The sequence below is a fragment of the Streptomyces sp. NPDC005141 genome (assembly GCF_053599975.1).
The window spans coordinates 1-22,224 of record NZ_JBSFYW010000095.1 but is presented as its reverse complement, the minus strand read 5'-3'; the positions used below and the strand labels follow the sequence as shown (position 1 = coordinate 22,224).

Sequence of the window (22,224 nt, the reverse complement as noted above, 5' to 3'; positions counted from 1 at the left end):
CAGCGCCTGGGCCGACACCGCTGGGTGGTCGAGCGCACCATGTCCTGGCTCGGCGGATGCCGTCGGCTCCACCGACGCTACGAACGCAAGCCCGAACACTTCCTGGCCTTCACCGCCATTGCCACCAGCCTCATCAATCACCGCCGACTCGCCAAGTGAAACGACCTCTTATACGGCCTTGTCGGGGGCCTGGTCGGTCTCGCATGCTCGCTTCACGCCAGGCCGGCAGCGGCCGAAGGTGATCAGCGATGCGATCAGGGCGTTCACCGCCGCTCTGGCCGCCGTACCGGACTTCACCGTCTTCCTGATCCTGCGGTTCCTCGCCGGGATCGGGCTCGGCGGCGTGTGGAGCGTCGTGTCGGCCTACGTGGTCGAGACCTGGCCGGCCGAGAGCCGTGGCCGCGCCGCGGCTTTCGTGATCAGCGCCTTCCCGGCCGGAGGCGCGCTCGCCGCCGCCATCTCAGGGTGGTTCCTCCCGGACTGGCGGACGATGTTCCTCATCGCCGGCACGGCCGTGATCGCTCCCGTCGCCGTCGTCCTCGGATGTTTCCGGGAGTCGGCGGGCTGGGCGGCGCAGAAGACCGCGCACGCGACCGACGTCGTCTCGGTGGGTGACGTGCTGACAGGATCGCTGCGCCGTACGACGCTGCTGGGCACCCTCATGGCGGCACTTCCTCTGACCGGATACTGGGGCGCGACGACCTGGCTGCCGACCTACCTCCACGACGAACGCGGTCTGCCCTCAGGGTCGGTGTCCCTGTTCGTGACGATTCTGAACCTGGGAATGTTCCTGGGCTACAACGGCTTCGGGATGCTCGCGGACCGGATCGGCCGACGTCGGACGATCGTTCTCACCCTCCTCGGGGTGGCGGTCACGATGCCCGTCTACGCCCTCACCACGCACCAGGCGCCCCTCCTGTGGCTCGGTCCGCTGTTCGGCGCCTTCACGGCCTTCTTCGGCCTGTTCGGGTCCTATCTCGGTGAGCTGTTCTCGACCAGGGCACGGGCCATGGGTGCGGGGTTCTGCTTCAACATCGGCCGTGGGGTGTCCGCGTTCGCGCCCTTCGGCCTCGCCAGGCTGGCGGGTTCGATCGGGTTCAGCGGCGGACTCATGGTGTGCGCCGTCTTCTTCGCTCTCGCCGCGCTGGTCGCCCTGCTGTTGCCTCACACCGGTGGACACGCGGCGGATCCGGTCGTCGAGCCCCGCGGTGGCATCGCTGCCCAACCGGGTGTCTGATGACAGCCCTGTACCCCCCGTGCGGCCCCGTAACTCGACCACGGCGTCCCCACGCCCCTGATCTGAAAGAAGACTGACGGTGAGTGACCAGATCTCGGTTCGAGCAGTGATCGACGGCCGTGAGGTGAGCCGAGACGCTGTTCTCGCCTGGGAGGCGAAACGTCTTCCCAAGGCTGCCGCGAAGATCGGGTTGGACGTACCGATCGGCGACCTCTCGCGGCAGCGCCTCGCCTTCGCCGACAGGAAGCTCTCCATGAGCCCGGAGGAGATCCGGCGGCGCTTGTCGCGCGACCTCGGCCTCGCCGACATGACCATGCGGGCCACGACGCGTCTGTCGAAGGGGCGGCGGGCCCTGAGCGTGTGCGACCTGCACGTCATCGGCGGCAGCGCGGCGGAGTTCAAGCAGTGGTTCGACGATGCCGAACGCGGGGACTGCACGCGCAGCATGGTGGCCGCCAATCCGGACCACTTCCTCATCCTGACCGCCCCCGACGGACGGCAGGAGGTCATCGAGACCACCGGGGGCAGCCCCATGGCCAGCAGGTTCTTTGTCGACTACGAGAACACGTCGTCGTTGGTCACGCCACGGGACACCGGCTTCGCCGTCCAGGCCGCGGGCGTCGCCTTCTCCGAGACGGGCCTGCCCGTCGGGGGAGTTCGCCATCAGTTCAACGACGAACCCGGCGGCTTCCACGCCCGCCTCTGCGTCGAATTCCCCCGCGTGATCGCGCCTCGCATGATCGCCGAGCACCGCTGGCACCTGGCTTGCGAGTTCTCCAACTGGATCGAGTTCGCCTTCGGACAACTCGGCTGAAGGAGCCCTTACAGCCTCCGGCGCCCATTGGGTGGTTGGGCTGGTCGACTTCGATGACCTTCTCGTAGGCGGCGAGGTCAGGCGGTGGCGAGCGTGACCGGCGGATCGTTGGCGATGCCGGCGTTGGCGACGATCACGTCGAGGCGGCCGAACTCGCTGACTGTGGCCTCGACAGCGGCGGTCATCTGGTCCACGTCGGTCACGTCGGCGACAAAGGGAAGGGCGCTGCCGACGGGCGGCTGTGCGGCCAGGTCGCCGACCGCATCCGCCGAGAGATCGACGAGGGTGACCTTGGCGCCCTTTCGGACGAGCTGGCGGGCGCTTGCGGCGCCGATGCCGCCAGTGACGATGACGGTCTTGCCCTCGAGGTCATATCGGGTCATGGTTTCTCCTGCTGCGGTGTCGGGTGCTACGGGTACGGCGCTGCTCGGGTATCGACATCGGACGGTGTCGTCTGGCCGGGTTCGGCCGAGTCGCGACCGCCCGGCCGCAGCGGCGTTCAGGTAGCCGGGATGTGCCGAGCCAGGAACGCGAGCTGGTCGGTGACGCCAACGTTCCTCGGTCTGATCCCCGGCAGGTCAAGCACATGCAGCGACGGGCGCTGTCTGCGATGGTTTCAGCGGTGGGTGATCCAGCCGGTGGGCGATGCCTGGTCGATGGCGTCGGGGATGGTCGTGCCACGGAACCCGAGGCGGTCGACGAGGGGGCGGACCAGGCCAGGGACACGCGCGAACAGAGCGTTGCTCTTGGGGACGACGATCATGTCGGCGCGGTGTTCGATGCCGGCGACGGTGGCTTCTACGACGTCGTCGAGCGGAGTCATCTTCCACAGGCCCTTCCGGTTGCCACCCCAGAGGGTGTTGCCAGCCGCGTCGGCGTGGACGTCGTCCATCATCGGGGTCTTGAAGAACGTGGGGTGGACGCTGCCGACCCTGACACCGTGGTGGCGCAGCTCGAGCCGGGTGGCGTCGCACAGTGCCCATACCCCGGCTTTGCTGGCCACATAGGGGCCGTTGAGCGGGGAGTGGACGAAGGCCGCCATGGATGAGACGGCGAGCAGATAGCCGCGCTGCTCCATGACGTGAGGGAGTGCGGCACGGAACGTGCGCCACACGCCGTTGAGGTTGATGTCGATGACCCGGTCGAAGACCTCGGGGTCGAGGGTCTCCAGAGGGGCCACCGATCCGACGCCGGCGTTGGCGATGGCCACGTCGATGCGGCCGAAGTGCTCGGCGGCGCCATCGATCGCCGTGCGGAGGCTGTCGAGGTCGCGGACGTCGGCCGCCCAGCCGCGGGCGACGTCGGGGCCGAGGTTCGTGGCTTGCTCTTGGGCGCGGTCGCCGTCGAGGTCGAGCAGCGCGAGGTTTGCGCCGCGATCGCGCAGCGCGCGTGCGAGGGCGCTGCCCAGGCCGCCGGTGGAGCCGGTGATGACGACGGTGCGTTCGGTGAGGTCGTAGCGAGGCATGGGAACTCCAGGGAAGGGCGGGTCAAGGGCGGGTCGTGGGGTTACTCAGCCGACGGGGACGTGGCGCGCAAGGAAGGCGAGTTGGTCCCTGACATTGCGCTCGAACCAATCGCCGACGTAGATGTCGAAGTGGCCGGCCGAGTAGAGCCTGACCTCGCCGCGCGGCGCCCGTGCGGCGTACTTCTGGGTCTGCTTCGCCGGGGTGACCGTGTCCTTCTCGCAGATCGCGAACAGGATCGGGCAGCGCACGTTGCGGGCCTGGCGTCCGGGAAAGTGGCGGATGATCTGGAGCCCGAACCGCGCCGCGACATCCTTGGGAGTGTGGTTGCCCTCGGGGAGCAGGGCCAGCGCTCCCGGCTCGCAGTCCGGCGCCGTCATCAACGCGGTCGACCCCGGAGGGCCGTAAGTCGGCACCATCAGCGGTTCACGTCCCGCACGGGCCGCCACGAGGTCGCGCAGGGCGCGGGCCGTGACCTTGACGGAGGTCAGCGGGGGGACCGCGAGCGAGGACGCGAGACCGTCGGTGAACGGGCACTGCGCGATCGCAGCCGCGATCCGCTCATCCTGTGCGACGGTGGTGATCGCGTGGCCTCCGCCGAACGACGTACCCCACACCACCACGCGTTCCGGGTCAACGCCGTCCAGGGTTCGGGCATAGGCGACGGCGGCCTGCCAGTCCTCGAGCGGGCGGCCGATGTCGAGCAGTTGGCGCGGCGCACCGGTGCTGGCCCCGAAGTGCCGGTAGTCGAAGACCAGGCAGGCGTAGCCGACGGCGGTGAACCGGTCGGCGAAGGCGTCGAGTCGCATCTCCTTCACCCCGCCCAGGCCGTGGGCCATCACAATGACCGGCCGCGGCCTTGCCGCTGGGATGGATATCGGGGGTGTAGAGCACCTTGCGCCGGCCTGCGTGTTCCATGACTGCCTCTCGCGGGCCGGCACCGCTGAAATGCTCGCTGGCTGCTGTCGTCACAAGATCAGCGCCGGAGCCCGGAGCTCCCGCATCCGATGGCCCACTGGCGGGACACCCTTAGACGTTCAGTCAATGGTGGCAGCACGAGGGGCCAAGTCGGTCACGGGAAGCGGGTGTTGCCTGTCCGACCGGGACGGGGAGAGACTGTTTGCGAGCAGAGAGAGGGTGCGTCCGTGGCAGCAGCCGATCCGGAGCGCGTCGCCTGGTTGACCGAGGGGAAGCTGGCCCGAGCCTGGCCGACGATCCGGCCGACCTGCCTGCACGCCACCGCGAATGCCAACGGAGTCCGCAATAACTCCCGTGTCTCGCACGGCACTTGGGGCGAGAGCAAGTGGCACACGTACCACCCGGCGGACGTCACCCGGGTCGCCGGGGCGATCGCCGACGGCACAGCGGAGCTCCAGCCGCACTGGCGAAACGACACCTCCGAGGCCAAGCTGCTCGATCAGCGCCTGCGCAGGAAGAACCTGCCCGGTGCTATCGGGTGTGCCCTGGTCATCGCCGTCGCGTTGGCGATCATCGCTATTGTCCTGGTCATTTTTTGGAACGACTCCCCTTCGTCGTATTCGACCCCCTCCTACTGGCACTGACCCGCACAGAGCCCGCTCAGTCGAGATCCGGTTCACTGCTCGCCGCGAACAGTTCCGGGTGCGCCTGGGGCGTGAAAGCCGTCCGCTCCTGCGCTTCGCCCACCAAAGGCTGGCCGAAGCGGGGGATCGGAGCAGTCCACCCGGCACGAGCTCGGCCGCTGTCTGCTCCAGCGCCTGCCGGTGAAGTTCACCGCCCTCGATGGCTGGTCGATTGGAGCGCTTCGATTCTCGACCGCGACCTGGAGATCGTCCGTAAAGTGCCTAACCAGCGAGGATTTCAGGTCCAGCCCAAGCGCTGGCCGTTGAGCGGACGTTCGCCTGGATGACCGCGCACCGGCGGCTTGCCCGTGACTACGAGACCGATCCCGCCCGGTCCGAGACCATGATCCGGTGGGCGATGGTCGGCATCATGGTCCGCCGGATCACCCGGGGTTGCCCGGCCAAACGGCGAGGAGCACGGCGTCTTCGGTGGACAGCCCCGTAGTAGAACGCCAGGCACCTGCAACGCGTCAGGAATTCTGGGCGGCACCTACGAACCGCTCGACCTCGCTTCGCAGGTCTGGCGAGAGGTCCGAGAGGCCGCCGACGATGAAGGTCAGTTGCCTTGCAAGGTCCGGATAAACGCTCCAGACCGCCGAGGTCCTGGTCAGGACTGCGCGCAGCAGGTCGCCTTCGCCCATGTGGCCTTCGGCCAGCGGGTTGTCTCGAAGCACCTCCACCGCGAGCGGAAGAAGCACCGCCAGCCCGATGTCCTGCCCGATCAGCAGACGCAGGTCTTCAACGGTCAGAGTCCCGACCGGCCGGCTCCGCAGGGCATGCGCCGTCGCAATGAGACGGGTGGCGTCAGGTGGGGGTGGCGGCCAGTGATCACGTTCAAGCTCCTCGAGGGACCGACCACGGTCGATGGATACAGTCACCAGGCGATTCTCTCGTAGATGCGAGATCTCAAACGCGGTCTGAGGCAGCTCGGCCACCTCGCGTTGTGCGGCGGCCCGGCGGCCGCCGCACCGGCCCGTGCGACTGAGGTCTCAGTTGTCGGCTGAGTGGCGGTGGGTGTGTTGTGTGATGGCGAGGGTGGCGCCGCATGCCATGGATGTGACGGCGAGGACGACGAGTTGCCAGGCCCGTGTCGGGTCGGTGATTCGGCCGGTGGCGAGTATGCCGCCGAGGGTGAAGGCGTAGGTGAAGCAGGCGCCGGTCGAGAGGGTTGGTTTGCCGGGCCATCGGAAGGACACGATCCTGTTTTCGGTGTCGCCGGTGGTGTGGGTGGCTGGGGTGGGATCCTGGTCGGGCATCGGGAGCTCTCCTGGTAGGGCGGACTTCCTGGTGGGCCTGCTGCTCCCCGTGCGGCCTAGGAACCGGGGGAGTGGCAGGTCGTTCATGGTGGTGTGCGGGGGGTGAGGAGGTGCTCGGCGGGCGGCCGTCACCTTGGCCCTGTCGTCCGTGAGGGCCTCGTCGCCGGGCAGCCGGTCGGCGACGCGCTCCAGCTCGGGGATCGCGAACTCGCCCTCCTCCAGCACGTTGGGAAGATCGTTCGGCAGGTCGATGTCGCTCTTGTCCAGCTCGTCGATGAGCAGCACGCGCGGGGTGTCGGAGGGCAGCAGCGCGGTACCGAGGGGGCCGAGGCGGATGTAGCTGCCGATGCCCTCGACGGAGCCGGGGCCCTGGGGTGCGGCGATCTGCACGTCCTGGAGCCGGGCGATCGCGTCGTAGTGGTACAGCCCGTCCTGGAGCGTGGACCGGCTGACGATCGGCCACCGAAGCACATTGCCCAGGCCCAGTTCGTAGGCGACGTGTTGCCTCCGTCTGCTGGGCGGTGGCGCTGTCTGTGGCGGGCTCGACCTGCGGTCCGTCGTTGAAATGCCGCGGTGGCGTGTCCGGCAGTGCGCTGATGCGGTTGTGGGGTTCGCCGGGTCCCGGCGAATGGGCCGTTCGCCGGCGGCGTGTGCGCCGGGTGTGTGGTCCGCGTCGGTCCTGGGATTCATTTCCGGCACATCGGGCTCCTCGTTGCTGCGGCGGCTGCGGCGGCTGTGGCGGGTGAACTGGCTGGCCTCTGACCGTAGAACGTCGGGCCGAAGTGTGTGAGGCACGGTGGGCGGGAAGCGGGGCGCCTCCAACAGGTCCCCCCGGTCCCGGGCAATGGCTGGCGTGGATCGTCGTAGAACAGGGCGGTTCCGTCGGTCAGAAGGTCTCGGGCTTTGCTGCGCCCGCGACGTTGAAGCCCCTGTGCACGATCCGTACGAGCGCCACCGGGTCGTCTGCGAAGCGCTGGTCGCCGTAGCGGCAGAGCACCGGAACCGTTCTGTGCGACAGGTCGCGCAGTGGCCCAATGGGTGGCACGGGTATGCGTAACCTGTCCTCGCAGTCCAGGACTTCGGCCCTCGCGTCCGTCGTACTCCTCGTGTGCGGGAACCTGCCTTCCGCCGGGTAGTGAGGGATCGTCCGCGTCGGGCAGGTGGTCCGGGTCGGCGCAGCGCACGACGACGGGCCGGCGGGCGCCGTGCGGTGCCTCGTCCGGTCCCAACTTCCAGGTGTCGACGTCCAGTCCGAGCAGGGGGGTGGGGCAGTGCGACATGGAGTACGGCGGGCTGTCCGGGTTCGTCGCACTCGCGGAACGCCTCGGTGAGGGGCGCCGCGAGCGCCCCGAGTCGGTCGCGCGCCAGCCGCGCGGGGCCGAGTGGAGGATCGCGGCCCGGCCGGGCACCCAGCTGGTTCTGGATGTCGGCCCAGGTGCTGCCGTCGTTGTCGGGGTGCCGCTGGGGGTGCCGCTGCCGGTCCCGGTGATGGCGGTCATGGGCATGGAAGACGGCCTGGTAGACGTCGTCGTGCTCGGCCCGCACCTCACCCGCCGGCACAGTCAGGGAACGCAACTGCTCCACGCCCGTGGACGTACCGCCGAGCCCCCGGTCCGCTTGCGACTTCAGTACGCCGACGACCGCACCGCTCACCGGATCGACCACCGGCCCGCCCGAGACGCCCGGCGGCAGCACATCGCCGCCCAGCCGGATCTGCTCGTCCGCGGACCAGCCGCCGAGGGTGCCCTGCACCCTGCAGGTGCCGTTCAGGCGCGTCAGCTCCCCGCCCAACACGGACCATCCGGAATAGAAGACTCTCGCCTCCCCGTAGTACGCGGCCGGACGCTCGGTGACATAGGCGCAGTCGTGGTCGACGGGCTCGCGCAGTCGCACGAGCGCCAGGTCCGGGGCCGGCCAGCTGCCCCGTACGGCACGCTCGACGTGCTCCGGGAGAGCCGTCGCCACCTCACCGGCGACAGCGGACGTACCGCGTCCCGGCCCGGTCTCGTACACCACGGTGACCTCGCCCCCCTCCCCGCTCCGTGCCACATGCGCACAGGTGAGAACCCAGTTGGGAGCAACAAAAAAACCCGCTCCCGAGGAACGTGCCGGGTCCGTCCAGGTCATACCCGGCCCCCGCCCGCAGAGGGCGGCCTCACGGTGTACTCGATCACCGATACCGGGCGCGTCGAACTCGCCTCCTGTGGCGACGAGATCAGCGACGTGGCGCGCGACGACGGCGCGCTTCCCTGCTCGGGGCCGGCTCGGCTTGACTCTCCCAGCCTGCGATACATCGCGTCTGTGAAGAGACGCGGTGTATCGCGTACCTGAGGGTGTACTTCACCGACCGAGGTATCGAGGAAATCGGGTCTTCGCGCTGTGCTCGGTGAGGGCGGGTGTCCGGAGGGCGCATGCAGCCCTTCTCCGGGTATGGGCTGCGGGCCTCGCGCGCGCTGGGCGGGTTGCTCGGGGCGATGACAGCCACGGTGCTGGTGATGATGCTGTGGGGTTGCCGAGCGAGACGCCGGGGGCAGCCACTACCGGACGGATTTCCGGCCCAGACGTCACGCTGACCATCGACAAGCCAGCCCCGGCCAACCCCAGCGGCTCACTTTGTGCCCGACTGAGCTCCGCACAGTGGGAGAAGTCGCTGCGGGTCGTGGTGAACTCCGTCGTCTTCCGCTCCTCCGACCAGACCTCACCACCACCGGCACCTACGCAGAAGTGACCTCCCGGCTCACTGAGCCGGTACTCCTGAGCCTCGCTGTCCTCGCCATCCGCAGCCGCGTCAAGCGATAGCCACCACCCTGTTCGGCCAGCACTTCATTTCGTCGCGGGCCCCCGTGCCAGCCGGGGGCGGTGCAGGGGGCGTTGGCTTCTGGGGACCGGGCAGCGGTATTGCGGGCTCACCGCCGAGTCCGTTCGCCTCGGCTCGACTTCTCCGGAGCTGAAGCCCACTCGGGAGAAGTCGCAGCGGGCAGGATCGATGCGGCGGGCCCGGAGCCGCGCCTCGCCGGTGGTGGCGCGCCTGTTCACAAGGAGGTGGCCACCCAGTCCCAGGGCTTGTCGGAGATCTGCTGGAGCAGGCCTTCGAAGGCAGGGCCGTCGAGGAGCAGGCCGTTGTATTCCATGGGAATGCGCTTGTTGTTGATCACGGCGGTGGGTGTCCCGGGGCCCTCGGGTTCCTTCGCTCCGCCGGCCTTCTCGTAGGCCTTCTGGGAGGCGGTCACGAAGGAGCGGTATTTCATGCTCTTCACGGCCGCGCTGAACTCCGGTCCGCCGAGCCCCTCCACGTGGCCGGCCAGTTCCAGCAGATATGTGTCGGTGTAGCCGTCGACGCTCTCCTCGGGCTGGTTGGCGAAGAGCACCTCGTGGTACTCGACGAACCTGCCCTCCTCCAGCGCGGCACGCAGGGCGTTGACCGCCTTCTTCGACCCGCCGCCGCCCAGGCGGTCGTCCAAGAAGGAGGCCAGTGTGTACTCGGCCTTGGCCCGGTGGTCGAGCATCATCTCCCGAAGCTTCGGGGAACCGCCGGTCGTCTCGAATTCCTCGCAGTACGGACAGCGCGGATCCTCGTACAGGTGCACGGTCATCCTCGCGTCCGGATCGCCCACGAGAATGGTGGTGCCGTCCTTCGCGAGCTTCTCCGGCAGCTTCTCCGCACTCTCGAACGCAGGCTTGGCCTGCGCCGCCTGCTGCCCGCACCCGGCCAGCATCAGCACCGCGGACGCGCACAGCACAGCGACCCGTCCCCCACGCACCATGCGTCTTCCCTCCCCGATGAACAGCGCGACCATAGATCATCGGTGCGAAGAAAGCACGTGCTGTTACGCCCGCGAGACCGTGCCTCGCATCCAACGCAGGCGGCCCCTGGCTCCGTTGGTCCTGGCCCGTGCCGACGGTGTTGTACGGTCGCCCCGTCCTGGGACGCCCTGTTGTCAGTGCCGCCTGGCATGGTTCTGATCATGTTCGACGGACTTCATGACACCGACTGGGCGTCGATGGAGCACGCGTACGGCTCGGCTGAGGAGGTACCGGCGCTGCTGTGGGCGCTGCGTTCCCCGGACGCCGGGGAACGCAGCAAGGCTCTCGACCGCTTCTACGGCGCGGTCCACCACCAGGGCAGCGTGTACCCGCCCACGACAGCCAGCCTGCCCTTCCTGTTCGAGCTGGCCGCAGACGGCGCCACGCCCGACCGGGCCGCCGTCGTCACGCTGCTGGTCCTCTTCAGACGCCCACTATTCGACGTTCATGCCCTGGGCTCGGGCGAGTCCGTCGAGTCCGTCCGCCCAGCCCTGGCCGATGGCGCGGAGTTTCCACACGAGCTCGCCGTTGACGTTGTGCCGGTACAGCTCGGCGATGACCATGGCGCGGATGTCCGGGCCTGCGGGTGGGCTGAAGGTCCAGCCGATGCCGGTCACGCATTCCATGGCCAGGGCTGCGTGGGTGAGTGATCCGTAGGTCAGGCCGGTGTCGACGTCCATGTTGATGGTGACGGCGACACGCTGGTCGACGACGTCACGGCATCTACGCCGGCGGCCGCGACGCGCTCCTGCGCACGGTCACCGCCGCCTGACCGCACCCCCCCGCACGCCGGGCACCGAAGGGGTTGTGGGGAAACTCAGTGACATCCCTCACGTGCCCGGTCCCCATCAACGTGCCGCGATAGTACGTGGCGTGTGGCTGATATAGGCGGATCTGGCATATGGAAGCAGGCATACGCGGCACCTCGGCCGGGGTCACCGGCCCGGGTCACCGGCCTCGAGCCGCCGGACCGCCTCTGCCGTCCTTGTGACGAAGTGTGAGGCGCCGTCGGCGTCCGGCGCGGTGGCCCGGCACAATCCACGGCCGGATTCAAGGGTGCCCTCGCCTACTAGGCGAGGTAGTGGAAGCCCCCGTTGCCGTGCCCTCCCGCGGCTTTTAACAATGACGGCCCTGCAAGGCGTCCCCGCAGGTCAAGCGCAGTGTCTGTGCGAAACCGAGCCCGGCGGAGACGCAAGGAGAGTCGACCGAACGAGGTCCGCATGAGCAACCACCGGAAGCACCGCAGGAAGACGCGCCGCCGGCCCATAGCCGTCGCCGTCCTGGTGATGGGCGCGGTGGCGGTGCCGTCGGCCGCCGTGGCGTGCATGGGTGACGGAGGATCCGAGGCCCTCACTGCCACGTCCAGCGGTCCCTGGACGGAAGGGGGGAAGGCGTCCTGGGACGGACACCGGACGGACGGGAGGAACCCGTCCTGGGACGGGCACCGGGGGCGGCACATCCGGACCGCGAAGCCCACGGCGACGGCTTCGCCCTCGGCCTCGCCGACGACCTCTCCCAGGACTGCGGCGCCCGCCCCGGAGAAGCCCAAGGCGCCCGTCTCGAAGGCGACTACCCCGCCCGCCCCGACGAGGACCACCGCCGCGCCGAAGCCGACCGCCGCGCCCCCCTCGACGACGACCGCCACACCGAAGCCGCCCACCACCAAGGCCCCCGCCGTAGGCACGGCGACCCCCGCGTCCGCCGCCGTCGCCCGCGTGGTCGCCCTGGTCAACAGCGAGCGAGCCAAGGTCGGTTGCTCCCCGGTCGCCCTGAACGCGAAGCTCTCGCAGGCCGCCCAGGCCCACAGCGCGGACATGGCGAGCCACAACACCATGTCGCACACCGGTTCCGACGGGTCCGACCCGGGACAGCGGATCACGCGCGCGGGCTACCTCTGGAGCACCTACGGCGAGAACGTCGCGTACGGGTACTCCACGCCCGAGCAGGTCATGGCGGGCTGGATGGCCAGCGCCGGCCACAAGCGCAACATCCTGGACTGCGGCTTCAAGGAGATCGGTGTGGGGGTGGCGCAGCCCGGCAACTACTGGACGCAGGACTTCGGCACGGCCCGCTGACGCTCACGGGGCCCACACCCGTCATGGCCCGCCGACCATCACGCCGGCCGCGGAAGACGGTGTGCTGCGAGAACACCTAAGGACTGTGGCGAGGGAGTTGGACGCCGCTCAGGACAGCGACGCTGTCCGGGACGAAGGTGCGATGCCGTCAAAAACCCCCGGTGGTGGACGGTCGCGAACGAGTACCTGCTGGCGCTAATGGCGCCAGAACACGAACAGGTCCGGGTCCTTCCGGACGCCTACCGCCTGCCGAAAACCTTGATCACCTGCCAGCAGCGGCTGGATTGGCTGACCGGCTGGATGAACTGGCTGACCGAGAAGGGCGTCCAGTCCCTGAGCCAGGTGGTCCAGAACCACTGCGACCGATTCCTGCAGCAGCGCTCAACGATCTACGACCGGGACGGAATCCGGCTGCGGGACGCGAGTGACGACACCGCATGATGGCCGAGCTCGTCCCGCGCGAACTGGCCTACTACGGCGAGGCGTTCAGCGCGAGATCGTTACCGCAAGGGCTTCACTCCCCGCGCTACGACGGCGGTCCGGACCCAGGGGAAAACGCCTTGTTCCTGGTCCAGAAGGTGGGCCCGCACGTGATCGGCCTCCAGCGCGAGATCGAGCGTTACCGAGCCGCACCCAGGGTCGAGCCGATGCCGCTTGCTGAGCGGGCAGAGGCCGTGGCCCGCACGTTGCGGCAGCAAGCGAGGACCGGAGAGTCCCTGGGCCAGACGTCTCTGGAGAGCTTGGAATACAAGATCGGCAAGGGGTGGGACCCAGCCGATCCGCTGATCAACGTCAGCCTCAAGTGGCTGGTCAGGGAGAGCGGGACGGGTGGATCGGACCCCCGCCAGCATTGGGTAGAACCCGGCGGCCGCTGGGAACCCATGCGAGTAGCCGTGGCCTGGTGCCATCGGCCTTGAAGGGAATGCATACACCCTTGTGTCCGCCAGCCTGCGCTGCGTTCAATGAGTTCGGCGACCCGCGGCTGGGCCATGCCGGCCATATCCGGGCTCCCGGTCGCTCTGTCGGGGAAACGTCAGTGCAGGGCGACTCCAGCCCCATGGATCGCTCGCATGGCGCGTTCAACTGTCGCCTGGCTCTCGCCGACCGGAGCCACGTAGTCGAGGACGTCCTGCGCAGCGTCCTTGCCGAGGGTGCGTGTGATCACCCACGCGGCAAGGTACTGAGACGCCAGGCACCCGCCCGCCGTAGCAATGTTCCCCTCGGCGTGAAATGGCTCGTCGAGCACCCTGATGTCACGAGCTTCGACAAAGGGACGGGTCTTCCTGTCCGTGCAAACCGGCATGCCCTGCAGCAATCCCAGGCTGGCGAGCACCAGCGCACCGGAGCATTGGGCGCCGATCAGCTGACGCGATGGGTCGATCCGCAGGTTGGAGATCAGCTGGTCGTCGGCGGCGACTTCTCGCGCCTTCACGCCGCTGCCGATGAGCACGACGTCGGCCTCGGTGACGAACTCCATCGGGCGCTGTCCTGTCACCTCGACGCCATTCATCGACGTGACCACCGACGTCGGCGTGGTGATGAAAGCTTCCAAGCCGTCCCTGCGGCAACGGTTGATCAGTGCAGAGGCGATAAAGCTGTCGAGTTCGTTGAACCCGTCGAAGGTGACCACTGCTACCTGCATTGCAACTCCTTCAAGAACGGCATCCGCTCTGCAGTCTCCCCGACGTGCCCGATCAGAGGCGAGTGCCAATCAGCGGCCAGTGGCTTGCCGGCCGGCACCGGAGTACGCACTTGGAGTCGCGCGTGCAGCAGCTTAGGACCGAGCCTCCAGCCACTGGCCAGCGGCCTCCTCCGTCAGTCGGCGGCCTTCAGCCGCCTCAGCGCGTCGCCCAGTTCGAGTTCGGTCTCCCCGCGGGTCTGGAAGCCCACGTCGAACAGCTCGGCCGTGCGCTGTTGGGCTTTCTCGCCTCGGACGAGCTGCTGGAACAGCGCGGCGTCCGCGCGTACTTCGGCGGGTGTCGGCGGGCTGATGTCGTTGACGGCCGCCTTGGCGGCGATCAGCGCGTCGCGGGGGAAGTCGCCTATCCGTGCTGCGACGCCCGCTACGAACTCGTCCAGTTCGGCGTCGGGGACGGCACGGTTGACCCACCCGTAGCGTTCGGCGAGGTCGGCGTTGAAGTCCGATGAGGTCAGCACTGCTTCGAGTGCGCGGTTCCGGCTATCGGCGAGTGCCTGGGACGCTCCCGCGGCGGCTTCACCACCAAAATCCACACCGCAGCCGACGGAAAGCGCCGGCCGCTCGCCCTCCTCCTGACACCCGGGCACTACGGAGACGGCCCCCAACTCGAGCCCGTCCTGGAGCAGGTGTCCGTGCCTCGCGTCGGAGTCGGCCGGCCTCGCAGCCGACCCAGCCACGTCCTGGCCGACAAGGCCTGCACGTCCCGCGAAAACCGCCGCTACCTGCGACGACGGGGTATATCGCACACCATCCCCGAACGGCTCGACCAGCGCCGACACCGGCAGAACCGCGGTTCCCGGGGCGGTCGGCCCACCGGGTACGACCGCGAGCACTACAAGAAACGCAACACAGTCGAGCGTGCCATCAACCGCCTGAAAGGCTTCCGCGCTGTCGCCACACGCTACGAGAAACGGGCCTACACCTACCTCGGCACCGTCACCCTCGCAGCCCTCATCATCTGGCTCCGCACATGATCCAAGAAAGCGCCTAGTCGTTCCCGCAATACACCAGCTCGTGCCCACGCTGCGGACGGTGTGGGCTGGTGGTGGCGGAACTACTCGGCCGGTCAGTGCCTGCTGGCGGACCGTTTGCGGCTGACCACAACAAGTCCTGCGCCCGCGATGAGCATTGCGCCGGCCGCGCCGGCCCCGACGCGCCCGAGAGTGGTGAGTCCTGTTTCGGCGAGGGCCGGGGTTGGGGACTCCGCGCGGGCGGCGGTGAGAATGAGGTCCGTGATGGCGTCAGGGTGGGAGATCATCACACTGTGCGAGGAGTCGATCTCGACGGTGTGGGAGCCGGCGCGCTTGGCCTGGAAGCGCTCCAAGTCGGGCGAGATGGCCTTGTCGTTGGTGGCGACGGCAACCCAGGAGGGGATGGTCCTCCACGCGGCGGACCTGACTTTGTCGGTGAAGGCCGTGGCCGAGATGGGACGCTGGGCTGCAGCCGCCACCGATGTGGCGGTCTCGGGGAGGTCCGCGGCCGCGACGGCGCGGAACTTGTCCGGCGAGACGTACAGATCTGTGCCCGTGGTGCCGTCCGCGTTCTTGATGGGCAGTTGCACCAGGGCCGGGTTGAGCTCGCTGCCGGGGAATTTGGCGCCGAGCTGGCCGAGCATTTCGCCCTTGTCCGGCATGAAGGCGGAGACGTACACGAGCGCCTTGACGTTGGGGTTGCCGGTGGCGGCCTCGCTGATCACTGCGCCACCGTACGACTGGCCGACCAGGACGATGGGGCCCTTGACGCTGCGGAGGACGCTGGCGATGTAGGCAGAGTCGGCAGGCAGACCGCGCAGCGGATTGGGAGCAGCGATGACCCGGTAGCCGTTGCTCTGCAGGCGTCCCACGACGGCGTTCCAGCTGGACGCGTCGACGAACGCGCCGTGCACCAGTACGACGGTCGGCTTGCTGCCAGCGGCACCTGATTCGGTGTCGGTGCTCGGGGCTACGGACCCTCCGTCGGCGAAGGCCGGCACCGACGCCGACAGAGCCGCCGCGGTGATCAGTGCGGCAGCGGCGGCGTGTATTCGGCGGCGGTGGGATCGCGGCGCAGAGGACGGCGTCATGGGTGCACTCCTTCGATGGACGGGCTGGCTGATGGAAGCCTGTCCATCACGCGACAAACCCGCATTCGCGGCGAAGCGCACGAGCGAATCGGCGCACCCATTCAGGTCACATCTGGGTATTTTGCGGTTCGAGGGGCCTCTGGCCCCTGTGCGCTTCAATCGCGCGCTTGCTCCGCTACCAGCTACTCATCCGAGAGGTCATACACATTCCTCTACCAGCCGGTAGGTCGCTTCTGTCAGCGATGTCGAGGTTCACTTGAGGCCAGTAGACGAGGATCGCCGAGGACGGCAGCTGCAGCGGTCACTGTTCGCGTCGCCTCATCGACACCGCCTCGTGTCAACATGCGTGATAGGGCCGCATTGATGTGCTGGTAGCGACAGGCTCAGTCTCACCGCATCGGAGTAGGCGACAGACAGGCGCTCAAGCTCTTCCGTCCCGCAGAGGCTGCCCAGCGGCGTCCGATCGGTCCCTGGCTTGGCTCACCAATTCCCGTGGGTCTGTTTCCCCTGGAGCGCCGCAACCTTGCGTCGTCGTGACCGTGGACAGGCCGGATAGGGCGACCCAACGAAACCGCACCGGCCCGGCACACCAGCACACCCCTCGGACGAAGGAGACCCAATGCCCATCTCCATCGCTGTGTTCAACAGTGGCTACAAGCCCATTCCCAATCCATCAGGGTGGACCGCACCGCAACAAGCCACATGGCCAGCCACCACGGCAACCCTTATCGCCGGCAGCACGGACGCCCTCCTGGTCGACGCCCTGATTACCACCACTGAAGGTGAGCGGCTGGCCGCCTGGGTGCAGGCTTCGGGCAAAAACCTCTCGATGCTCTACATCACCCACGGGCACCCCGATCACTTCTTCGGCGCCGGGCCGACACTGGCGGCTTTTCCCCAGGCCCAGTTCGTCGCCCTTCCTGAGGTGGTTGCCGAAGCACACCGGTCAGCTCAATCACTGGAGCACTGGAAGGGCTGGCTCGGGGGGCAATTCGACGAGAACGCTGCCATACCCACGGCACTCATGTCCGACGAACTGGAGATCGATGGTCACGCAGTGCGGCCCATCGCTCTCGGTCGGAGCGACGGCGTCATCAACACCGTCGTCCACGTTCCAGATCTCGCCACAGTTGTCTCCGGCGATGTCGCCTACAACAACATCCACATGTGGCTGTTCCGCTCCACACCGGAAACCCGAAGCGAGTGGCTCGACACGCTCGACGCCCTCGCAGCCCTCCGACCGGGGAAAATCATCGCGGGCCATAGGGCCCCAGGTGCACCGGACGACAACGCACAACGCATCCTCGATCAAAGCCGGCGCTACATCGAGGACTTCGACAAGGCGGCAGCCCGCAGCAGCTCCATGAATGACCTCGTCACACGGATGATGGACAAGTACGCAGCGTACGGCAATCCGTACACACTGCTGGTGGCTGCGGCAAGCCAGTTCGGCACGTAGGGCGGATCGCCCCGACCGACGCGAGACCCCATGGCGTACGGAAACTGACGCGACAACTACCCGGGAAGTAGTGCTGAATCGCGTCCACGCTTGTGCAGACGGCTAAGCCGGTGCCTCGGATCCCCTCCCCGGGCGTGATCCGCGATCGAGAACACCGAGTCATGGGTGTCCTCGGGCACAAGCCAGCAGACACCCAAAAGGTTCTGCCGACACAATCACAGCCCTCAATGCTTCGACGGAACGGGTCATTTAGAAAATGTGGTCGTGTACGGAAAATAGGCTTAGGATCTCGCCCGGTTGCGCGCCCTCTAGGGAGCGAGACAATGGTCGTCGTACGCCTTTTCTATGGAAAAGAACTCAGGCCATGAGTACTGAACTCCTCGATCTGGCCATCGCCACTGCCGGCGGCAGAGAACTCTGGGACACCGTGAGCGGCCTGAAGGCCGATGTCTCCATCAACGGCCCGGTCTGGGGGATGAAGGGCTGGCCACCGGGGACGAGCTTCGATCAGATTCTGACGATCGACACGGCCAGAGAACACATCGTGTTCACTCCATTCACTCGCCCCGAGTGGGAGATGATCTTCGACGCCGCCAGCGACAGCGTCACCGTGCAGACTCTCGAAGGCGAACCGGTTGAGACACTCGCACCGGCCCGCGCCGACTTCAAGGGGATGCTGCGGAGCACCAACTGGGACGCTCCTCACCTTGGCTACTTCCTCGGGTATGCCTGCTGGAACTACTTCACCAGCCCGTTCCTCTTCACCTACCCGGGTGTGAAGGCTCGCGAGATCGAACCATGGCACGAGGCAGGCCAGACATGGCGACGTCTGCAGGTGCGCTTCCCCCCTGAGATCGCCACGCACAGCCCCACTGCGGTCTTCTACTACGACGCCTTCGGCATGCAACGTCGTATGGACTACGTCGCCGAGATCAACAACAGCTTCCTCGTCGGTCACTACACCGGCCACCATCAGAGTTTCGACGGCCTGGTCATGCCGACGCGACGACGCATGTTCCGCCGCAACCCCGACAACAGCGTCAACCTCAACTTCCCCTCCATCACGGTCGATGTCCACGGTGTTGAGCTCGTCCGCGCTGACGACGAACAGGTACGGCCATGACCACAGACAGCGCCTTCATCGACCATCCCGCGCGGAGGCTTGTCGTGACGCTTCCACGCCCCTACGACGAGGCGTGCGAGCACTTTGAGACCGTCGTACCGGAGGCCGATCTCCCCCGCTTCTTCCAACTGGGCTCCTGGAAAGCCACGCTCGAGCTCGCCGAGATCAACGGCCCCCACGGGTTCATGCGCTACTACCGCAGTGACCTCTGCGCGCTTATGGCCGGCTCGCAGTCGCTCTGGAAAGCCACCCAGTACCTCTTGGGCAACCACACCATCGCGGAACTCGCGTTCCGCGAGGACGCCTCGGCCGGCCTGCACGCCCCGATGCCCTCCCTGATCTACGCCGACCCAGACGGCGACACCAAACTCGCCGTCGATCAGCCCAGCCTGCTACTCGACAGCTACCGCAACGCGGGAATTGCCGAAGTGGGTCGCGAGCTCGACGGCCGCCTGGCTCGGCTGATCACGATCCTCGGCGGAGATGTGCCTCCCCAGCTATAGCCCTGGGCGTGGCGCAGTTGAGCGGTGAAAAGGCCTGCGATGGCGACCAACCAAGCGGCTCCGGCCAGTTGTGCTGTTGCCGCCGTGCGGTAGGCGCCCGCGTACCAGACAGCGAACTGGCTTCTGGTCAAGGTGATGCGTCCCGTCCGGACAGAGGGGCTCAGCTCACCTGTTCCCCCTGCGATGTGCAGGTTGAATGGCTGGGTGGCTTCACCCGTCTCGGTGACGACTTCGACAGGTAGGTCGACGTTCACGCCGTCCGGCCAGCCGCGCAGCCGCACAGCCCGGCTCAGGTCCAGGACGCGCAGCATCCACGGGTGCCATGACTGGGCAGTCGCCGATCCAGCCCGGTGCAGGTGGTGCAGGAGCATCGGTGCGGGCGGCAGTCCGGTCCGCTGGAACAGAGCAGTGGGGATCCGGCTGGAGTGGCGGCCGAGGAACGCGAACACGGCTCCGGCTGTGGCCGCGTCGTCGGCCCAAAAGTCGTGCACGACCAGCTGCCGTCCATGCGCCGGGTGGTGTTGGAAGGCCAGCGACAGCACACCGGTCGGCTGTTGTCCCGGCCGGTTGAACTGGTATCCGGTCAGGTCGGGGTGCTCCTGCTGCTGCCATTCCGCCCACCACCCAGGGCGCGACCAGGGGCCGTTCCAGCGCGCGGCGAACTCGCGCTGCAGCGGCTGGTCCCGCCCGGTCGCGTGGCTGATCTCGAAGTCGGTCTGGTCGAAGCTGTGCCGGAGCTGGTCGGTGGGGACGGTCCAGGTGAACACCGCGGCGGGCGCCTCCCAGCCCAGCCGCCGTGCGTAGCGGGTGGATGTGGTCCAGATGGTTGCCAGGACTGCGCCGCGTTCCCGGAGGGGCCGAAGCCGTTCGGCGATCATGCTGACGGTGAGGTTCCTGCCGCGTTCCTCGGGGGCAACGCACGCGCAGGCCATGCTGGCGCTGGGGACGAGAGGTCGAGCTGTCCAGTGAACAGCTCTGTACGCGGGTCGTGGCGGATCGCGATGAACAGGCCTGTCGCGTCCAGGCGGCAGATCTCCTCCGTGAAGACGTCCCGAGGGACGAGTCACGCGGAAACGTGACCGGCCTCGCCTGAAAGGCACTGTCACCCCCGAAGCCAGCCTGTGCGGTCACACGGTGAGCACCATGCGGAAGCGGGCGTCTCCGCTGGACATCCGCGCGTACGCCTCAGTCGCTTCGCTCATGGGCCGGGTCTCGATCATCGCCCGGATCCCTTGGTCCGTCGCGAATCGGAGGTTGTTCTCGTTCTGGATGGCGCTTCCGGTGAGGGACCCCATGATCCGCACGTCGCCGAAGACGAGCTGTATCGGGGTGACCTTAACCGGTTCGTCGGACGCTCCCACGACGACGAGTTGTCCACCGCTGGCAAGGCCGTTGAGCAGGGGGGAGGTGTCGCCGGCGGCAGCTGTTGCGATGACGACCTGTGCACCGCCGAGCTTGCTGAGTTCCTCGCCGGGGTCCGTCTCGGTGGAGTCGATGTAGTGCTGCGCGCCGAGCTCGCGGGCCAGCTTCTCCTTGGCGGTGCCGCGGGCGACGGCGACGACACGCAGGCCCATCTTGGCCGCGTACTGGATACCCAGGTGTCCGAGGCCGCCTATGCCCTGGATGGCCACCAGGTCGTCGGCCTTGGTGTGCGCCTTGAGGAGCGCGTTGAATGTCGTGAAGCCCGCGCACAGGAGCGGCGCTGCCTCAGCCGACGTCAGCTCATCCGGGATCGCGACCAGACCGGTCGCCCGCGCGTAGACGACTTCCGCGTAACCACCGTCGATATCCACGCCGGTCTGCGGCTGGTTGGTGCACGCGACGAAGTTCCCCATTCGGCAGGACTGGCACACACCGCAGTGACCACCGAGGAACCCGACTCCGACGCGTTGCCCGGACGACCAGCCCTCCACGTCGGGCCCCAGCGCATCGATCACCCCGACGATTTCGTGCCCTGGAATCGGAGACCTCTGTGCGGGGTCGTGCGGCTGCACGGTGAAGGTGTCGGAGTGACAGACCCCGCACGCCTCTACCCTGATGCGCACTTGTCCCTCAGCGGGCTCGGCCAGTTCCCGTTCCGCCGACTGCAGCGAGCCGTCCGGGGCGACCTCGATGACTTTGTAGTTTGACATGTCAGACGCTCCTTTCCTGGTTGGGGCGAATCGATGTTCGCCTACACGCAGCACGCCTACTCCAGGGCCGGGGCCGTCAATCGACATCCCCGGCCTCAACCGGACGCCCGGGCTGTTCTGCGCGGAGATGCGCAGCAGCGCGTGCCTGGCCGGGCGAGACCCGGCAGTTGCGTGGCGCAACGGGCGCTGGGGCTGAGAACGAGGCACTGATGGATGGATCCTCCGGTGCGCGCATCGGCGACCAACGCGCGGCCTCGGGCTTCGACAGCATCACCGGGACGAGCCTCCATCAAGAGGTTGCTATGCGCTCTTGAGGGGTTCCTTGAAGGACTTCTTGAACACCGGTCCTGCGAAGGGGAGGATCACACCGAGCATCTTGCCCTTGAAGGTGGCCGGGTGCTCCCGTTCGAGCTGGATGTCGACACGGGCGCCCTGGTCCTCAGGAGCCACGTGGAACACCCAGCCGCCGCCGGGACCGAAGACCTTCGAATCGAGGGTCGTGACCGTGACCGTGTCTCCAGCCGGGTCCCATTCGTAGCGGGCGCGCTCCCAACTGCTTTCCGTGCCCTCAGTCACCTCGGCCCAGGTATCGCCCCGCTCGTGGACCTTGAAGTGCTCCGAGTCAATCGACGGCCACGTCTCAGCCCGCGCCGGACTGAAGTCGGTCAGCACACCCATAACCTCTGACGGACTCATCGAAGAGTCCATGTGGAATCGCAGGACTGCCATCGACTGCTCCTCACTTGTCGTCCCAACCCCTTCAGGATGCGCCTCCCCACGACGCCGTGCAGGCCCAGAGCCCTTTCACCGCAACTCGACGCTCCCCGGGACTGGAAGGGCGTACTCACTGTGACCAATCGCGCGCGATCGGTGCATGCGCAGAGGCGGTCTGTGCGCATGCAGGGAGTGTCATGAATCAGGTGTTGACCTCCTCGAAGGAGTGAGCCTGATGAGTACGACGACTGATCACCTGATCGGGGCCGTGGACAGCGTGTC

The 22,224-nt window shown here is 67.6% G+C and carries 23 protein-coding genes and 7 pseudogenes; 14 read left to right on the top strand and 16 right to left on the bottom strand.

Annotation, left to right across the window (positions count from 1 at the left end):
* From ACWD68_RS39195 to ACWD68_RS39185, 3 genes are all read left to right on the top strand, one after another.
* Nucleotides 1–159 (top strand): transposase (locus ACWD68_RS39195; RefSeq protein ID WP_451811243.1); only part of this gene is annotated, 159 nt, incomplete at its 5' end.
* Nucleotides 119–1,237 (top strand): MFS transporter, encoded by a 1,119-nt coding sequence (locus ACWD68_RS39190; RefSeq protein ID WP_451811242.1) that lies wholly within the window; start codon nt 119–121, stop codon nt 1,235–1,237. The genes ACWD68_RS39195 and ACWD68_RS39190, both read left to right, overlap by 41 nt.
* Nucleotides 1,238–1,316: 79 nt before the next feature.
* Nucleotides 1,317–2,051, top strand: a complete 735-nt coding sequence (locus ACWD68_RS39185; RefSeq protein ID WP_451811241.1) for a hypothetical protein — start codon at nt 1,317–1,319, stop codon at nt 2,049–2,051.
* A gap of 77 nt (nt 2,052–2,128) precedes the next feature.
* Here ACWD68_RS39185 and ACWD68_RS39180 read toward each other — a convergent pair whose 3' ends face one another.
* The 3 genes from ACWD68_RS39180 to ACWD68_RS39170 all read right to left on the bottom strand — a co-directional run bounded on the left by ACWD68_RS39180 (nt 2,129) and on the right by ACWD68_RS39170 (nt 4,455).
* Nucleotides 2,129–2,434, bottom strand: coding sequence for an SDR family oxidoreductase (locus ACWD68_RS39180; protein WP_451811240.1), 306 nt, complete (start codon nt 2,432–2,434; stop codon nt 2,129–2,131).
* Nucleotides 2,435–2,667: 233 nt separating this feature from the next.
* On the bottom strand, nt 2,668–3,516 hold the full coding sequence (locus ACWD68_RS39175; protein WP_451811239.1) for an SDR family NAD(P)-dependent oxidoreductase: 849 nt from the start codon (nt 3,514–3,516) through the stop codon (nt 2,668–2,670).
* Between the two features lie 45 nt (nt 3,517–3,561).
* Complete coding sequence (locus ACWD68_RS39170) at nt 3,562–4,455, bottom strand: alpha/beta hydrolase (protein WP_451811238.1); 894 nt, start codon at nt 4,453–4,455, stop codon at nt 3,562–3,564.
* 204 nt (nt 4,456–4,659) lie between these two features.
* Here ACWD68_RS39170 and ACWD68_RS39165 point away from each other — a divergent pair, with 204 nt between their 5' ends.
* A complete protein-coding gene (locus ACWD68_RS39165) occupies nt 4,660–5,076 on the top strand; it encodes a hypothetical protein (protein ID WP_451811237.1) in 417 nt (138 codons plus the stop codon).
* Between the two features lie 242 nt (nt 5,077–5,318).
* Nucleotides 5,319–5,560 (top strand): annotated as a pseudogene (locus ACWD68_RS39160) (transposase); the annotation flags it as partial.
* A 25-nt stretch (nt 5,561–5,585) separates the two neighbouring features.
* On the opposite strand, the gene ACWD68_RS39155 reads toward ACWD68_RS39160, so the two are convergent.
* The 4 genes and pseudogenes from ACWD68_RS39155 to ACWD68_RS39140 form a co-directional block, all read right to left on the bottom strand.
* Nucleotides 5,586–5,993, bottom strand: a complete 408-nt coding sequence (locus ACWD68_RS39155) for a contact-dependent growth inhibition system immunity protein (RefSeq protein ID WP_451811236.1) — start codon at nt 5,991–5,993, stop codon at nt 5,586–5,588.
* 507 nt (nt 5,994–6,500) lie between these two features.
* Nucleotides 6,501–6,969, bottom strand: a pseudogene (locus tag ACWD68_RS39150) (AAA family ATPase); the annotation flags it as partial.
* Nucleotides 6,970–7,257: 288 nt separating this feature from the next.
* Complete coding sequence (locus ACWD68_RS39145; protein WP_451811235.1) at nt 7,258–7,416, bottom strand: hypothetical protein; 159 nt, start codon at nt 7,414–7,416, stop codon at nt 7,258–7,260.
* 629 nt (nt 7,417–8,045) lie between these two features.
* Nucleotides 8,046–8,498, bottom strand: a pseudogene (locus ACWD68_RS39140) (trypsin-like peptidase domain-containing protein); the annotation flags it as partial.
* Between the two features lie 296 nt (nt 8,499–8,794).
* Here ACWD68_RS39140 and ACWD68_RS39135 point away from each other — a divergent pair.
* Nucleotides 8,795–9,170: pseudogene (locus tag ACWD68_RS39135) on the top strand (hypothetical protein); the annotation flags it as partial.
* Between the two features lie 233 nt (nt 9,171–9,403).
* On the opposite strand, the gene ACWD68_RS39130 reads toward ACWD68_RS39135, so the two are convergent.
* Complete coding sequence (locus tag ACWD68_RS39130) at nt 9,404–10,135, bottom strand: DsbA family protein (protein ID WP_451811234.1); 732 nt, start codon at nt 10,133–10,135, stop codon at nt 9,404–9,406.
* A 201-nt stretch (nt 10,136–10,336) separates the two neighbouring features.
* On the opposite strand from ACWD68_RS39130, the pseudogene ACWD68_RS39125 reads away from it, so the two are divergent.
* Nucleotides 10,337–10,591: pseudogene (locus ACWD68_RS39125) on the top strand (PBS lyase); the annotation flags it as partial.
* An 18-nt stretch (nt 10,592–10,609) separates the two neighbouring features.
* On the opposite strand, the gene ACWD68_RS39120 reads toward ACWD68_RS39125, so the two are convergent.
* A complete protein-coding gene (locus ACWD68_RS39120; protein WP_451811233.1) occupies nt 10,610–10,855 on the bottom strand; it encodes a TerD family protein in 246 nt (81 codons plus the stop codon).
* 540 nt (nt 10,856–11,395) lie between these two features.
* On the opposite strand from ACWD68_RS39120, the gene ACWD68_RS39115 reads away from it, so the two are divergent.
* The 3 genes from ACWD68_RS39115 (at nt 11,396) to ACWD68_RS39105 (ending at nt 13,167) form a co-directional block, all read left to right on the top strand.
* On the top strand, nt 11,396–12,250 hold the full coding sequence (locus ACWD68_RS39115; protein WP_451811232.1) for a CAP domain-containing protein: 855 nt from the start codon (nt 11,396–11,398) through the stop codon (nt 12,248–12,250).
* A gap of 198 nt (nt 12,251–12,448) precedes the next feature.
* A complete protein-coding gene (locus tag ACWD68_RS39110; RefSeq protein ID WP_451811231.1) occupies nt 12,449–12,691 on the top strand; it encodes a hypothetical protein in 243 nt (80 codons plus the stop codon).
* Nucleotides 12,688–13,167, top strand: a complete 480-nt coding sequence (locus tag ACWD68_RS39105) for a hypothetical protein (RefSeq protein WP_451811230.1) — start codon at nt 12,688–12,690, stop codon at nt 13,165–13,167. Before ACWD68_RS39110 ends, ACWD68_RS39105 begins: the two co-directional genes overlap by 4 nt.
* Nucleotides 13,168–13,283: 116 nt before the next feature.
* Here the strand turns inward: ACWD68_RS39105 and ACWD68_RS39100 are convergent, their stop codons facing one another.
* Nucleotides 13,284–13,892 carry a DJ-1/PfpI family protein gene (locus ACWD68_RS39100; protein WP_451811229.1) on the bottom strand — a complete coding sequence of 203 codons (609 nt, stop codon included), beginning with the start codon at nt 13,890–13,892 and terminating at the stop codon, nt 13,284–13,286.
* Between the two features lie 173 nt (nt 13,893–14,065).
* Entirely contained in the window at nt 14,066–14,407 is a 342-nt protein-coding gene (locus ACWD68_RS39095; protein ID WP_451811228.1) for an enoyl-CoA hydratase/isomerase family protein, read from the bottom strand.
* A gap of 30 nt (nt 14,408–14,437) precedes the next feature.
* Between ACWD68_RS39095 and ACWD68_RS39090 the strand changes: the two are divergent.
* Nucleotides 14,438–14,923: pseudogene (locus tag ACWD68_RS39090) on the top strand (IS5 family transposase); the annotation flags it as partial.
* A 92-nt stretch (nt 14,924–15,015) separates the two neighbouring features.
* Here ACWD68_RS39090 and ACWD68_RS39085 read toward each other — a convergent pair.
* Nucleotides 15,016–16,011 carry an alpha/beta fold hydrolase gene (locus ACWD68_RS39085; protein WP_451811227.1) on the bottom strand — a complete coding sequence of 332 codons (996 nt, stop codon included), beginning with the start codon at nt 16,009–16,011 and terminating at the stop codon, nt 15,016–15,018.
* 619 nt (nt 16,012–16,630) lie between these two features.
* On the opposite strand from ACWD68_RS39085, the gene ACWD68_RS39080 reads away from it, so the two are divergent.
* The 3 genes from ACWD68_RS39080 (at nt 16,631) to ACWD68_RS39070 (ending at nt 19,096) form a co-directional block, all read left to right on the top strand.
* The gene (locus tag ACWD68_RS39080; RefSeq protein WP_451811226.1) at nt 16,631–17,470 is read left to right on the top strand and encodes an MBL fold metallo-hydrolase; all 840 of its coding nucleotides are present in this window, start codon (nt 16,631–16,633) and stop codon (nt 17,468–17,470) included.
* Between the two features lie 364 nt (nt 17,471–17,834).
* Nucleotides 17,835–18,593: a hypothetical protein gene (locus tag ACWD68_RS39075; RefSeq protein WP_451811225.1), complete on the top strand. Its 759-nt coding sequence runs from the start codon at nt 17,835–17,837 to the stop codon at nt 18,591–18,593.
* The gene (locus ACWD68_RS39070) at nt 18,590–19,096 is read left to right on the top strand and encodes a DUF302 domain-containing protein (protein ID WP_451811224.1); all 507 of its coding nucleotides are present in this window, start codon (nt 18,590–18,592) and stop codon (nt 19,094–19,096) included. Before ACWD68_RS39075 ends, ACWD68_RS39070 begins: the two co-directional genes overlap by 4 nt.
* Here the strand turns inward: ACWD68_RS39070 and ACWD68_RS39065 are convergent.
* The 4 genes and pseudogenes from ACWD68_RS39065 to ACWD68_RS39050 all read right to left on the bottom strand — a co-directional run bounded on the left by ACWD68_RS39065 (nt 18,997) and on the right by ACWD68_RS39050 (nt 21,804).
* Complete coding sequence (locus tag ACWD68_RS39065) at nt 18,997–20,028, bottom strand: GNAT family N-acetyltransferase (protein WP_451811223.1); 1,032 nt, start codon at nt 20,026–20,028, stop codon at nt 18,997–18,999. The genes ACWD68_RS39070 and ACWD68_RS39065 overlap by 100 nt on opposite strands.
* A gap of 17 nt (nt 20,029–20,045) precedes the next feature.
* Nucleotides 20,046–20,159, bottom strand: a pseudogene (locus tag ACWD68_RS39060) (thioredoxin-disulfide reductase); the annotation flags it as partial.
* Nucleotides 20,160–20,223: 64 nt separating this feature from the next.
* Nucleotides 20,224–21,228: an alcohol dehydrogenase catalytic domain-containing protein gene (locus tag ACWD68_RS39055; protein WP_451811222.1), complete on the bottom strand. Its 1,005-nt coding sequence runs from the start codon at nt 21,226–21,228 to the stop codon at nt 20,224–20,226.
* A gap of 300 nt (nt 21,229–21,528) precedes the next feature.
* Entirely contained in the window at nt 21,529–21,804 is a 276-nt protein-coding gene (locus tag ACWD68_RS39050) for a hypothetical protein (protein ID WP_451811221.1), read from the bottom strand.
* Nucleotides 21,805–22,224: the final 420 nt, after the last annotated feature.